Origin of the sequence: Amycolatopsis australiensis, from assembly GCF_900119165.1 — a bacterium.
Lineage (GTDB): Bacteria > Actinomycetota > Actinomycetes > Mycobacteriales > Pseudonocardiaceae > Amycolatopsis > Amycolatopsis australiensis.
Window position 1 is genome coordinate 548261 of sequence record NZ_FPJG01000006.1, and the last position, 12691, is coordinate 560951.

Annotated in this window: 14 protein-coding genes and 1 pseudogene; 7 read left to right on the plus strand and 8 right to left on the minus strand. The window is 71.6% G+C overall.

Going from position 1 to position 12691, the window contains the following annotated elements; all coding sequences use genetic code 11:
* Positions 1-33: 33 nt before the first annotated feature.
* The 5 genes from BT341_RS03740 to BT341_RS03760 all read right to left on the minus strand — a co-directional run bounded on the left by BT341_RS03740 (position 34) and on the right by BT341_RS03760 (position 5085).
* On the minus strand, positions 34-546 hold the full coding sequence (locus tag BT341_RS03740) for a type III secretion system chaperone family protein (RefSeq protein ID WP_072474924.1): 513 nt from the start codon (positions 544-546) through the stop codon (positions 34-36).
* Entirely contained in the window at positions 543-1847 is a 1305-nt protein-coding gene (mshA, locus tag BT341_RS03745) for a D-inositol-3-phosphate glycosyltransferase (protein WP_177328732.1), read from the minus strand. Before mshA ends, BT341_RS03740 begins: the two co-directional genes overlap by 4 nt.
* A gap of 24 nt (positions 1848-1871) precedes the next feature.
* A complete protein-coding gene (locus BT341_RS03750) occupies positions 1872-2687 on the minus strand; it encodes an alpha/beta fold hydrolase (protein WP_072474925.1) in 816 nt (271 codons plus the stop codon).
* Positions 2688-2690: 3 nt separating this feature from the next.
* Complete coding sequence (locus tag BT341_RS03755) at positions 2691-3869, minus strand: L,D-transpeptidase (RefSeq protein WP_072481765.1); 1179 nt, start codon at positions 3867-3869, stop codon at positions 2691-2693.
* 160 nt (positions 3870-4029) lie between these two features.
* Positions 4030-5085: a UDP-N-acetylmuramate dehydrogenase gene (locus BT341_RS03760; RefSeq protein ID WP_072474926.1), complete on the minus strand. Its 1056-nt coding sequence runs from the start codon at positions 5083-5085 to the stop codon at positions 4030-4032.
* Positions 5086-5109: 24 nt separating this feature from the next.
* Here BT341_RS03760 and BT341_RS03765 point away from each other — a divergent pair, with 24 nt between their 5' ends.
* The 4 genes and pseudogenes from BT341_RS03765 to purU all read left to right on the plus strand — a co-directional run bounded on the left by BT341_RS03765 (position 5110) and on the right by purU (position 7971).
* On the plus strand, positions 5110-5610 hold the full coding sequence (locus BT341_RS03765) for a DUF2505 domain-containing protein (protein ID WP_072474927.1): 501 nt from the start codon (positions 5110-5112) through the stop codon (positions 5608-5610).
* Positions 5589-6389 (plus strand): SAM-dependent methyltransferase, encoded by an 801-nt coding sequence (locus BT341_RS03770; RefSeq protein ID WP_072474928.1) that lies wholly within the window; start codon positions 5589-5591, stop codon positions 6387-6389. Before BT341_RS03765 ends, BT341_RS03770 begins: the two co-directional genes overlap by 22 nt.
* Before the next feature lie 63 nt (positions 6390-6452).
* A pseudogene (locus tag BT341_RS03775) lies at positions 6453-7108 on the plus strand (DedA family protein).
* Positions 7096-7971, plus strand: a complete 876-nt coding sequence (gene purU / locus BT341_RS03780; protein WP_072474929.1) for a formyltetrahydrofolate deformylase — start codon at positions 7096-7098, stop codon at positions 7969-7971. The pseudogene BT341_RS03775 and the gene purU overlap by 13 nt, the downstream one beginning before the upstream one ends.
* Positions 7972-7992: 21 nt before the next feature.
* On the opposite strand, the gene BT341_RS03785 is transcribed toward purU, so the two are convergent.
* Positions 7993-9042 (minus strand): NAD(P)-dependent alcohol dehydrogenase, encoded by a 1050-nt coding sequence (locus BT341_RS03785; protein WP_072474930.1) that lies wholly within the window; start codon positions 9040-9042, stop codon positions 7993-7995.
* Between the two features lie 96 nt (positions 9043-9138).
* Here BT341_RS03785 and BT341_RS03790 point away from each other — a divergent pair, with 96 nt between their 5' ends.
* On the plus strand, positions 9139-9732 hold the full coding sequence (locus BT341_RS03790) for a TetR/AcrR family transcriptional regulator (protein ID WP_425426287.1): 594 nt from the start codon (positions 9139-9141) through the stop codon (positions 9730-9732).
* 206 nt (positions 9733-9938) lie between these two features.
* Positions 9939-10568, plus strand: a complete 630-nt coding sequence (locus BT341_RS03795; RefSeq protein ID WP_072474932.1) for a haloacid dehalogenase type II — start codon at positions 9939-9941, stop codon at positions 10566-10568.
* Here BT341_RS03795 and BT341_RS03800 read toward each other — a convergent pair.
* A complete protein-coding gene (locus tag BT341_RS03800; RefSeq protein ID WP_072474933.1) occupies positions 10565-11572 on the minus strand; it encodes an NADP-dependent oxidoreductase in 1008 nt (335 codons plus the stop codon). The two genes, BT341_RS03795 and BT341_RS03800, sit on opposite strands and share 4 nt — an antisense overlap.
* Before the next feature lie 95 nt (positions 11573-11667).
* The gene (locus BT341_RS03805) at positions 11668-12102 is read right to left on the minus strand and encodes an SRPBCC family protein (protein WP_072474934.1); all 435 of its coding nucleotides are present in this window, start codon (positions 12100-12102) and stop codon (positions 11668-11670) included.
* A gap of 84 nt (positions 12103-12186) precedes the next feature.
* Between BT341_RS03805 and BT341_RS03810 the strand changes: the two genes are divergently transcribed.
* Positions 12187-12669 carry a MarR family transcriptional regulator gene (locus BT341_RS03810; RefSeq protein WP_072474935.1) on the plus strand — a complete coding sequence of 161 codons (483 nt, stop codon included), beginning with the start codon at positions 12187-12189 and terminating at the stop codon, positions 12667-12669.
* The last annotated feature ends 22 nt before the right edge of the window (positions 12670-12691 follow it).

A 12691-nucleotide genomic window follows, 5' to 3' on the forward strand; every position in this document is an offset into this window, starting at 1 on the left:
GATGTCCGGTTCAGGGCCGTTGCACGGCCCTGGTCACGACTCGGTCAAGCCCGGTTCGTGCGGCTTACCGGGCGCCACCAGGTGCTTGAACGCCTGCAGGTTGGCCAGTGACTCGCCGCGGGAGACGCGCCAGTCCCACTCGCGCTTGATCGACGTCGCGAAGCCCAGCTCCAGCAGCGTGTTGAAGTCGCCGTCGGCGGCTTCCAGCACCTGGCCGAGCACCTTGTCGAGCTCGTCGGCGGTCATCGTGTCCCTGCCGAACCGGCCGACCAGGTAGATGTCCCCGAGACTGTCCACTGTGTAGTGCACACCGTAGAGCTTGGCGTTGCGCTGCAACAGGAACCGGTAAACGTCCTCATGGGACTCGTCGGGACGGCGGCAGACGAACGCTTCCACGGAGAACGCGTGGTCGCCGTCGACCAGCCACGCGTTCGTCTGCAGCTTCTTCGTCCCCGGCAGCGTGACGAAGTACTTGCCGGGACCGCGCTTGTCGTACTTCAGCTCCGCGGAGTCCAAAGTAGACTGGATCAGCTCGTCCAGGCTCACACCGCCACCTCCGCGCGCAGGTCCAGCGCGTGCCGGAAGGCGCTGGTGGCCTGAGCATAGATGTCCAGCAGCGCGTCCGTCGTCCGGCGCCAGGAGAACCGCCGAGCGTGCACGACCGCGTTCGCGGCCAGCTCGGCGCGCCGGTCCGGGCGCAGCGCGACGGCGGCGAGCGCGCCGGCCCACTCCTCGGCGCCGTGCCCGGGCACCAGCAGCCCGGAGACGCCGTGCGGCACCGCCACCGGCAGGCCGCCGACCTCGGCCGCGACCACCGGCGTCCCGCAGGCTTGCGCCTCCAGCGCGACCAGCCCGAACGACTCGTTGTAGCTGGGCACCGCGACGACGTCGGCGGCGCGGAAGACCCGGGCGAGCGCCTCGCCCGGCTGCGGCGGCAGGAACCGCACCTGCCGCTCGATACCGAGCGTGACGGCGAGCTCCCGCAACGCCTGCGGCTGCTCCAGCCCGGTGCCGGACGGCCCGCCGACGACCAGCACGACCAGCCGGGAAGCCAGCTCCGGCCGTCGCCTCAGCAGGGCCGCCGCGGCGTGCAGCAGCACGTCCGGCGCCTTGAGCGGCTGGATGCGGCCGGCGAAGGCCAGCACGACGTCGCCGTCGGCCAAGCCGAGGGACCGGCGGGCCTCGCGCCGCGAGCCCGGCGTGAAGCGCTCGAGGTCGACGCCCGGCGGCACGGCGTGCACCGCGTCCGGTTCGGCGTCGTAGAGGTCGATGAGCTGGCGTGCCTCGACCGCGGTGTTGGCGACCAGCCGGTCGGCTTCGGCGACCACCTGCTCCTCGCCGATCACGCGCAGGCGCGGCTCGGGCTTGTCGCCTTCGGCGAGCGCGGCGTTCTTCACCTTGGCGAGCGTGTGCGCGGTGTGCACCAGCGGCACCGACCACCGGTCGCGGGCGAGCCAGCCGACCTGGCCCGACAGCCAGTAGTGCGAGTGGATGAGGTCGTAGTGGCCGGGCTCGTGGAAGGCCTCGGTGCGCAGCACGCCGGAGGTGAACGCGCACAGCTGCGCGGGCAGCTCGTCGCGGCCCAGCGGCTCGAACGGGCCCGCCTGGACGTGCCGCACGGTCACGCCCGGCGCCAGCTCGGCCACCGGCGGCTGGTCGGACGCGGTGGCGCGGGTGAACACCTCGACCTCGACCCCGCGGCGGGCCATCTCGGTCGCCGTCTGGCTGATGTACACGTTCATGCCGCCGGCGTCACCGGTCCCGGGCTGCTCGAGCGGCGAAGTGTGCACCGACAGCACCGCGATCCGGCGCGGCGCGGCTCGGAACCTCCGGATGGAGCTGGTCACCTGGTCACGTCTCCCGCGTTTGCGTCAGCATTCCTCGGCGAACTGCCGCAGCACCGCATCGAACTCGTCCGCGGACTCGGCGAAGGGCGCATGCCCCCCGTCAAGGAACCAACGCACGGTGGCACCCGGAATCTTCCCGGCCGCGTATTCGGCCGCCGAGGGCTCGATCACCCGGTCCGCGGAGCCGTGCACGACCAGGGCGGGCTTGTCGATCGCGGCCAAGACGTCTTCGCTGCCGGCGTCCCGCCGGAACAACGCCGCGCGCACCACCGGCGGCACGCTCAAACTGGCGCCGAGCAGGGCCTGCGCCTGCGTGCCGGGGACCGGACGGGTGACCATCCCGCGGCTGAACGCGGTGAGCGCCGGCACCGCGACGTCCGGATCGTCGGAAAGCATGGCGCGCATGTGCTCGCGCATCAGCGGACCGACGCGCCCGCCCGGCCGGTCGCGGCCGATCTCGGTGATCGCGCCGACGAGCACCAGCCCGCCGAGCCGTGCGGTGCCGTGCACCCGGATGTGGTCGGCGAGCACGAGGCCGCCGTAGGACCAGGCGACGACGATCGCGTCCGGCCCCGCGAAGTCGAGCACGGCGGCGAGGTCGTCGGCCCAGACGCGGGGGTCGTCGTACCCGGTGGCCGGGACGTCGGACGCGCCGTGACCGCGCAGGTCCACCGCGACCAGCCGGTACCGCTCGCTCAGCGCCGGGTCGGCGAGCTGCGCGGCCCAGCAGCCCGCCGACTGCGCCCAGCCGTGCACGAACACGATCGGCCTGCTGTTTTGCTCGCCTTCGACCCGCAGGCCGAGCCGGACCCCGCCGTGCCCGACGACTTCGGTGCGCACGGGTTACTTCGCTCCCAGCGACTTCCAGGCCGACCAGCTGTAGTTCCAGTCCTTGACGTCGGAGGCCATCGGCGGGCCGAGCTTCGAGCCGGTGATCTCCACCGGGTCGCCGATCATCGCCGAGTCGAAGTAGTCCTTGGCGTCGGCTTCGAGCAGGTTGACGCAGCCGTGGGAGTTGTTGGTCTTCCCGATGTTTGCCGCGTTGTCCTGGTTCTCGTGGATGTACTCGCCGTGGTTGGAGAACCGGCAGGCCCACTTCTTGTTGACGTTCGTGTAGCCGTAGCGGGCGTTGTCGAACACCGCCGTCGGCTCCTTCGTCATGATGATGTAGGTGCCGTTCGGGGTGTTGCGGTCGACGTCGGCGTCCAGCCCGTTCGCGCACGGGTAGCTCTTGACCTGGGCACCGTTGCGGTAGACGCGCATCTGGTGGTCCGGGGTGTTGACCTTGACCACCTGGTTGCGGCCGATCTTGAACTTCGTCGTGACGTCGGCCTTGCCGTACGCGCCGCCGCCGAGGTCGACGCCGTAGAGCTTCGCCTCGACGTTCACGGTGATGTTCTGCGGCCAGTACTCCTTCGGCCGGTAGTCGACCTGGCTGTCCGACAGCCAGCCCCAGGCGCCTTCGACGTCCTTGTCCGTCTTCACGGTCAGCGCCTTTTCGACCGCCGCGCGGTCCTTGACCGGCGACGCGAACTTGACGCTGATCGGCATGGCGACGCCGACCGTCTGGTTGTCGGCCGGGTTGAGCGTGGCGCGGACCTGCTTGGCCGGGGCGACCGTGGTGAACGTGCCGGTGAGCTCGACCGGCTTGCCGTCGGTGCCGGTGGCCTTGGCCGCGTAGGTGTAGGTCTTGCCGTAGCCGAGCGGCTCGGAGCTGGTCCAGGTGAGCCCGTCGGGCGCGGTGTCGCCCTTGACGGCCTTGCCGCCGTCGGCGGTCACCTTGCACTCGGTGAGCTTGCCGTCCGCGACCTTGATCACCACGGGCTTGAGGACGGAGACGTCCTTGGTGTTGACGGCGGGCTCGGCTGTGATCTTCGCCACGGGCTGGGCCCCGCCCTGCCCGTCGGCGTTCGCCGCGCCCGTGGGCAGCGCGGTGCCGTCGTTGGAACTCGAACACGCCGCGGCGACCAGTGCGGCCCCGGCCGCGAGGGCGGCCTTGAAGACCATACGCCGTTCGATCACCACAACCTCCTGCTTGAACCCCCGCCGACCAGCGGGCACACGCTCTACCGCTGGTGGCCCGGCTGACGTTACCCGCGGAACGGTGGGGACCATCCGATCAGGTGGACTCAGCCTTTGTCGACAAAGACGTCCGGAACACGTCCAGGTTGCCCGGTTCGGCTCAAATGACACAGTTGATCAAGAGCGGTTCGGGGTGCAGCCGGACCCCGAACCGCTCGTGGACGCCGTCCCGGACCTCCCGGGCCAGCGCCAGCAGGTCCTCCGTCGTCGCGTTGCCGCGGTTGGTCAGCGCGAGCGTGTGCTTGGTCGACAGCGAGACGCGGTTCCCCGGTCCGGGGTACCCCTTGGCGAAGCCGGCGCGCTCGATCAGCCAGGCCGCCGACAGCTTGACGCCGCCGTCGGCCGGGTACTGCGGGACCTCGGCGCCGACGCGCTCGGTGATCCGCGCCAGCACGGCCCCGGCCTCGGCGGACGGGATGATCGGGTTGGTGAAGAACGAGCCCGCGCTCCACGTGTCGTGGTCGTCGGGGTCCAGGACCATGCCCTTGCCGCGACGCAGCTTCAGGACGGCTTCGCGCGCTTCGGCCGCCGGGACGCGGGCGCCGATCTCGACACCGAGCGTCCGCGCCAGCTCGGCGTAGCGGATGGGCGCGGACAGGCCGTCCTCGCTGACCTCGAAGCGGACCGAGAGGACGACACCGCTGTCGGTGCCCTTCAGGACACTGGTGCGGTAGGCGAAGCCGAGCTCGTCGGCCTTGAGGGTGCGCACCTCGCGCGTCCGCCGGTCGTACAGCTCCAGCGACACGATCGACTCGGCGACCTCGCGGCCGTACGCGCCGACGTTCTGGATCGGCGTCGCGCCGACGCTGCCCGGGATGCCGGAGAGGCACTCGAGCCCGCCCAGGCCCGCCTCGACCAGCGCGGCGACGAACGCGTCCCAGTTCTGGCCCGCCTCGACGTCCACGACCGCGCCGTCGCGCCGCCAGCCGGTGGTGGCCACCTCGACCAGCGTGCCGTCGAACCCCGCGTCCGCGACCACCAGGTTGGAGCCGCCGCCGAGCAGCAGCACCGGCTCGCCCGCCGCGTCCGCCTCGCGGACGGCCGCGACGAGGTCTTCGCTGGTCACGGCGCTGACGAACCGGCGGGCCGGGCCGCCGAGACGCAACGTGGTGTACGCGGAGAGCTTCGGGAGCGCGGGAGTTCGGGCGGAGTTCACGCGTCTGACGGTACTGTCCGGCTCATGGGATCCCGGATCGAGCACCGCGCTGAGTTCTCCGCCGACGTCCCCGCCGTCTACGCCGCGGTGGCCGGCGAGGACGCGCTGAAGGCGCGCCTGGAGCGCCTCGGCGGGCACGGCGCGGCGCTGGTGTCGTACACGCCGACGGCCGACGGCGTCCGGTTCGAGCTGCGGCAGGGCATCAGCGCGGACAAGCTGCCGCAGGCGGTGCGGACGCTGCACAAGGGCGACCTGCTGGTGACGCGGACCCAGACCTGGCGCGCGAGCGGCGACGGCCACCAGGGCAACGCGACCGTCGAGGTCGGCGGGGTGCCGGGGGAGATCGTCGCGCGGACGGCGCTGGGTGCCGCGGGCGGCAAGACGGTGCTGCGAACCAGCGGCGAGGTCACGGTCCGGATCCCGCTGTTCGGCGGGAAGCTGGAGAGCGTGATCGCCGAGCAGGTCACGAAGCTGCTGGAGCGCGAAGCCGAATTCACCGCGAAGTGGCTCACCGAAGCAAACTGACCCCGGTCGGCGCGCCGACCCGCGGCACGACCAACCCGAACCGCCTCCGCCGGGTGGACCGGTGGATCGCTTCGGCACCGGCGACGTCCCGGCTGCTGCGCGCGGCCGACGCGCCACTGGTCGTCGACCTCGGCTACGGCGCTTCCCCGGTGACCACGGTCGAGCTGGCGCGGTGGCTGCGCCGGGTCCGGCCGGACGTGCGCGTGCTGGGCCTGGAGCTGGACCCCGTCCGGGTGGCGGTCGCGCAGCCCGCGGCCGTGCCGCCGTGGCTGGAGTTCCGCCGCGGCGGGTTCGAGCTGGCCGGGACGCGGCCGGTGCTGGTCCGGGCGTTCAACGTGCTGCGGCAGTACCAGGAGGACGAGGTCGCGGGCGCGTGGGCGCTGGTGCTGGGCTCCATGGCCCCGGGCGGGCTGCTGGTCGAAGGCACCTGCGACGAGATCGGCCGGCTGTCGACGTGGGTGCTGGTCTCGGCGTCCGGGCCGCTGTCGTTGACGCTGTCGATGCGGCTGGCCGGTCTCGACCGCCCGTCGACGGTGGCCGAGCGGCTGCCGAAGGCACTGATCCACCGGAACGTCCCCGGCGAGCGGGTGCACGCGTTGCTGACCGCCTTGGACACGTGCTGGGCGACCGCGGCCCCGCACCAGGCGTTCGGGGTCCGGTTCCGCTGGCTGGAGACGGTCCGGCTGCTGGCCGCGCGGGGATGGCCGGTGCTGGGTCCGCCGTCCCGCATCCGGCTCGGCGAGCTGACGGTCCCGTGGGCGTCGGTCGCCCCGGCGTGAACGTTCACCGGGCCACCCCCGCCGCGTCACCCGGGCGCGACCTGCGGTGATCACCATTGAGCCGTGGAACTGCTGGCGCACGTCACCGACTGCTGCGCGGCGCGCTCGGCTCGCCGTGGCTGTGGGTGGTCGTGTTCGCCGTGGCCGGGCTGGACGCGCTGCTGCCGTTCATGCCGAGCGAGACGACCGTGATCACGGTCGCCGTCCTGCTCGGGCCGGCACCGGCCGACCTCGCCCTGCTCGCCGCCGTCGCGGGCGCCGGGGCGTGGGCGGGTGACTGCGTCGGGTACGTCGTCGGCCGGTCCGCCGGGCCGCGCGTGATCGCGCGGCTCCAGCGTGGCGCGGACGGGCAGCGGCGCTACGCCTGGGCGCGCGAGCAGGTCCGGCGCAACGGCGGCCTCCTGATCATCGCCGCGCGTTACCTGCCCGGCGGTCGCGTCGCCAGCGCGCTCGCGAACGGCAGCCTGGGCTACCCGCTGCGCCGGTTCGTCCCGCTCGACGCCGCCGGCGCCGCGATTTGGGCGGTGTACAGCGTGCTGATCGGCCTGGCCGGCGGAGCGGCGTTCGCCGACGAGCCGGTCAAGGGTCTGTTGCTGTCGTTCGGTCTCGGCCTCAGCCTGGTCTTCGCCATCGAAGCCGGACGGCGGCTGCGGCCGGCCGCCCGTCGCCCGCCCGCCTCCCGGGCCACTGACCAGCGCGAGGGAGAATGCTCCGCGTGACCGCTCCCGAACGCCGCTACGTCATCACCTTCGGCTGCCCCGACCGCACCGGCATCATCGCCCGGATCTCCGGGTTCCTCGCCGAGCACGGCGGCTGGATCGTCGAAGCGGCCTACCACACCGACCCGGACACCGGCTGGTTCTTCACCCGCCAGGTCGTGCGGGCCGACTCGCTGCCGTTCGACGCCGACGGGCTGCGCGCCCGGTTCGGCGAGGTCGCCGCGGACCTGTCCGCCGACTCGAGCTGGCAGGTCAGCGACACCGGCGAACGCCGGCGCGTGGTGATCCTCGTCTCGAAGGCCGGGCACTGCCTCTACGACCTGCTCGGCCGCGTCGCCTCCGGTGAGCTGGACGTCGACATCGCCGCGGTGATCGGCAACCACGACTCGCTGGCCGACATCACGCGCGCGCACGGCATCCCGTTCCACCACGTGCCGTTCCCGGCCGACGGCAAGACCGAGGCGTTCGAGCACGTCCGCAAGCTGGTCGCGGAGCACGACCCGCACGCGGTGGTGCTGGCCCGGTTCATGCAGATCCTGCCCGCCGACCTCTGCCGCGAGTGGGCTGGCCGGGCGATCAACATCCACCACAGCTTCCTGCCGTCGTTCATCGGCGCGAAGCCGTACCACCAGGCCCACACGCGCGGCGTGAAGCTGGTCGGCGCGACCTGCCACTACGTGACGGCGGACCTCGACGCGGGCCCGATCATCGAGCAGGACGTCATCCGCGTCGACCACGGCGACTCGGTCGAGGACATGGTCCGCAAGGGCCGGGACATCGAAAAGGTGACCCTGGCGCGGGGCCTGCGCTGGCACCTGGAGAACCGCGTGCTGGTGCACGGCAACCGGACAGTGGTGTTCTGACCGGTCGCCGTGCCGGGTGTGTCAGGCGCCGATCGTCTTGGCGTCGATGACGAACCGGTAGCGCACGTCGGAGTTCTCGACGCGCTCGTAGGCCTCGTTGACCTTGTCGGCCGGGATCGTCTCGATCTCCGCGCCGATGCCGTGCTCGGCGCAGAAGTCCAGCATCTCCTGGGTCTCGGCGATGCCGCCGATCATCGACCCGGCCAGCACCTTGTTGCCGCCGAGCAGCGAGAAGGCGTTGTACGACAGCGGCTCGCCCGGCGCGCCGACGTTCACCATCGCGCCGCCGACCCGTAGCAGGCCGAGGTAGGCGTCCACCGGCAGCTTCGCCGACACGGTGTTGAGGATGATGTCGAACTTGCCCTTGAGCACGTCGAACGTCGACTCGTCGCTGGTGGCGTAGTACTCGGAAGCGCCGAGCTTGAGGCCGTCCTCCTGCTTCTTGAGGCTCTGGCTGAGCACCGTCACCTCGGCGCCCATCGCGGCGGCGAGCTTGACGGCCATGTGGCCGAGGCCGCCGAGGCCGATGACCGCGACCTTCTTGCCCGGGCCGGCGCCCCACTGGCGCAGCGGCGAGTAGGTGGTGATGCCCGCGCAGAGCAGCGGCGCGGCGACGTCGAGCTCGATGCCCTCGGGGATGCGGCAGACGAAGGCGTCCTTCACGACGATCTGGTTGCTGTAGCCGCCGTAGGTGTTCTCGCCGTCGTAGCCGACGCCGTTGTACGTCTGGACGTTGCCCTTGACGCAGAACTGCTCGGTGCCGGCCCGGCAGTATTCGCACTCGCCGCAGGAGTCGACCATGCAGCCGACCCCGACCCGGTCACCGACCCGGTACCTCGTCACCTCGGAACCGACCGCGGCGACGACACCGGCGATCTCGTGGCCCGGGACCATGGGGAAGATCGCCTGCCCCCAGTCCTCCTTGGCCTGGTGGATGTCGCTGTGGCAGATGCCGGCGTAGGCGATGTCGATCAGCACGTCGTCGGGACGCAGGTCACGGCGCTCGATCGTGGTCGGCGCGAGCGGCGCGCCCGGCGCCGGAGCGGCGATGGCGTGCGTGGTCGTGCTCATGGAACCCTCCAAGTTCAAGTACCGTCGTAAGAGGTCTCTTACATGCCTACGTAAGAGGGGTCTTACATATTTCGAGCGAGAGATGTGATCCGGGTCATGGGCGGCAAGTACCACCACGGCGATCTGCGCGGCGAGCTCGTGCGCGTCGCACTGGACCTGATCGCGGAGCAGGGCCTGACCGGCTTCTCGGTCGCCGAGGTCGCGCGGCGGGCGAAGGTCAGCCCCGCGGCGCCCTACCGACACTTCCCCACCCGCGAGAGCCTCCTCGCCGAGGTCGCGGCGCACATCGCTTGCCAGCTGGCGGACCGCGTCGCGGCCGCGGCCGCCGCCCACGACGACCCGGTGGACGCACTGGCCGCGGCGGCCGGCGCCTACACGCGGTACCTGATCGAGCGGCGGGCCGGGATGAACGTCATCTACGCCGACGGCCTCCACGGCCCGGACCACGTCGAGCTGCACGAACAGACCCGGCGGCTGACCGACGAGTTCCTCATGCGCTGCCTCGTCGTCGCGCCGGACCCGGGGACCGCACTGGAGCTGATGGAGCAGCTGTTCACCCAGGCCCACGGCTACGGCACGTTCCAGCTCGACGGCGTCTTCGTGAAGCACGGCTATTCGGTGGACCTGGTGGTGCGCAAGTCCACCGAGGCGGCACGGATCGCGATCGCGGGCCGGACCGCCAGCCGCTGATCCCGGCGACGACGTCGAGCAGGCCCGGGGAACTTCGCGCCGAACTCGTCGCGCCGCCGGACCAGCCCGGCCTCGCGCAGCACCCGCCAGTGGTGCGTCCGGGTCGGCTTGGCGATCGGCAGCGGGAACGGCGAGCACGACCGCACGGCGGGGCAGCTGTCGTACCTTCGACGAGGTACGAAAAACTTCGAACCTCGGAGACCCGCATGCTGTGCGTGTTCGACGTGAACGAGACCCTCCTCGACCTCGCCGCCATGGACGATCTCGTCGGCGGCACCGACCTGCGGCGCGAGTGGTTCGGGCTGGCCATCCACACGGTCCTGACGGTCACGGCGACCGGCGGCTACCAGGACTTCGCCGGCATCGCGGGCGCGGCCGCCGTCGAGGTCGCCGCACGGCACGGCCGCGAAGTCGACCTCGCCGAGATCGGCGAAGGACTCCGGCGCCTCCCCGCGCACCCGGACGTCGAACCCGGCGTCCGGAAGCTGCGCGAAGCGGGCCACGACGTCGTCGCGCTGACGAACTCGCCGCTCGCCACGGCGGAGGCGCAGCTGCAGAACGCGGGACTGGCCACGCTCTTCGACCGCATCTTCTCCGCCGAGCAGGTCGGCAGGCTCAAGCCCGCACCGGAGCCGTACCGGCAGGTCCTGACCGCCTGCTCCGCCGGACCCGGGGACGCGGTGATGATCGCCGCGCACGACTGGGACATCGCCGGCGCGCAGGCGGCCGGGCTCCGGACGGCCCTGCTCGCCCGGCCCGGCGTCCGCCCGCTGCCCGGCACGCCTTCGCCCACGTACACCGTGGCGGCGTTGCCGGAGCTGGCCGAGCTCCTCTAGTCCGCGATCCGGACCAGCATCTTGCCGGTGTTGGCCCCGGAAAGCAGGCCGAGGAACGCGTCCGGCGCGTTGCGGATGCCGTCGACGAAGGTCTCGGAGTACTTGATCTTCCCCGACTTCACCAGCGGCGCCACCTCGCTGACGAACTGCGGCTGCAGGCCCCAGTGGTCGAGCACCAGCAGGCCGCGCATGGTGAACCGCTTGGCGATGATCTGCGACAGGTTGCGCGGCGCCGGGGTCGGCTCGGTGGCGTTGTACTGCGAGATCATGCCGCAGACGGCGATCCGGCCGTGCAGGTTGATCGCGTCGATGGCGGCTTCGAGGTGCTCGCCGCCGACGTTGTCGAAGTAGACGTCGATGCCCTCGGGCGCCGCCTTGTGCAGCTGCTCGGCGACCGGGCCGTCCTTGTAGTTGAAGGCGGCGTCGAAGCCGAGGTCGTCGACCAGGTGACGCACCTTATCCGCCGACCCGGCCGAGCCGATGACCCGCTTGGCGCCCTTCAGCTTCGCCAGCTGCCCGACGAGCGAGCCGACGGCGCCGGCCGCGCCCGAGACGAAGACCGTGTCGCCCGCCTTGAACTCGGCCGACTCCAGCAGGCCCGCGTAGGCGGTCAGGCCGGGCATGCCGAGCACGCCGAGGTACGCCGAGAGCGGGGCGGCGCCGGCGTCGACCTTGACGTACCGGCCGGCGTCGAGGACGGCGTGCGTGCGCCAGCCCGCCTGGTGCAGCACGTGGTCTCCCGGCTTGACGTCGTCCACATGGGACTCGACGACCTCGCCGACCGCGCCGCCGGACATGACCTCGCCGACCTCGAACGGCGGCGCGTAGGACTTCACGTCCCGCATCCGGCCGCGCATCGCGGGGTCGACGCTCATGATCAGGTTGCGCACCAGGATCTGGCCGTCGCCCGCCGTGGGCACCTCGGTGTCCACGATGGCGAAGTTGTCGTGCGTCGGAACGCCTTCCGGACGCGAAGCCAGCCGGATTTCGGTCGCTGTGGTCATCGTCGAACTCCTCGAAGTCGTTGAACCGGGGCGGTCGCCCCGCATTCCTTTCCGGTCAACGAGCTAACCGGGGCGCGCATTCCGTCTGTGAGTCGTCACACGATCTCGGCGAGCTTCCGCAGCACGCCGTCGTAGATCTTCTTGAGGCCGCCGGGCGCGAACGTCTTCTCGAAGAAGCCGCCGATGCCGCCGGCGCCGTCCCAGGTGGTCTCGATCTTCACGTGGCTGCGGTCACCCGCCTCGGTGACCGTCCAGGTGGTGACCATGCTGGAGTTCGCGTCGGTCTCGACCAGGACACCGGGCTTCGGCTCGGTGACGGTGGCCTTGACGTCGCGCACGCGCTTGGACGTGGCCTGCAGCTTCCAGCGTGCCTTCGTCCCGGCGCCGACTCCGCCTTCGGTCACCTCGTAGTCGCGGTAGTGCTCGGTGAGCAGCTTCGGGCGCGTTTCGGCGTAGTCGGCGACGAGCGCGCGGACCTTGTCGGCGGGGGCGTCGATGGTGCGCTCCGCGGTGGCCGTGACCTTTCCCATTTCGCTCCTTCTCGCATCGCTGGTGGTCAGGGTCCACGATTCCACCACCGGCCGCGAGCGCGTCCACCGCGTTAGGCTGACGTCATGAGTTCCACATCGGACGCCGCCGCACGGCGGCGCGCCACCGTGGCGCTCAAGGAGTCGCTGCGGGACCTGCGCAACCAGCTCGCGCTGCTCAACCACCAGGTCAGCGCGCACCTCGCGCTCAAGGACGTCGACCTGGACTGCCTGGAGCTGATCGCCCGGCACGGCCCGCTGAGCCCGAGCGCGCTGGCCCGCCGCGCCGGGCTGCATCCGGCGACGATGACGGGCATCCTCGACCGGCTGCAGAAGGGCGGCTGGATCGTCCGGGAACGCGATCCGGAAGCCGCCGACCGGCGCGCGGTGGCGGTGCGCGCGGTCCGCGGCCGCAACACCGAGCTGTTCCGGCTCTACGCGGGCATGAACTCGGCGATGGACGAGCTCTGCGCGGACTACAGCGAAGAAGAGCTGGCGCTGATCGCCGGGTTCCTGCGGCGGGCGACGTCAGCGGGTCACACCGCGACGGGCGAGCTGGCCAACGGCTGACCAGCGGTTTTCTGTGCTGTAC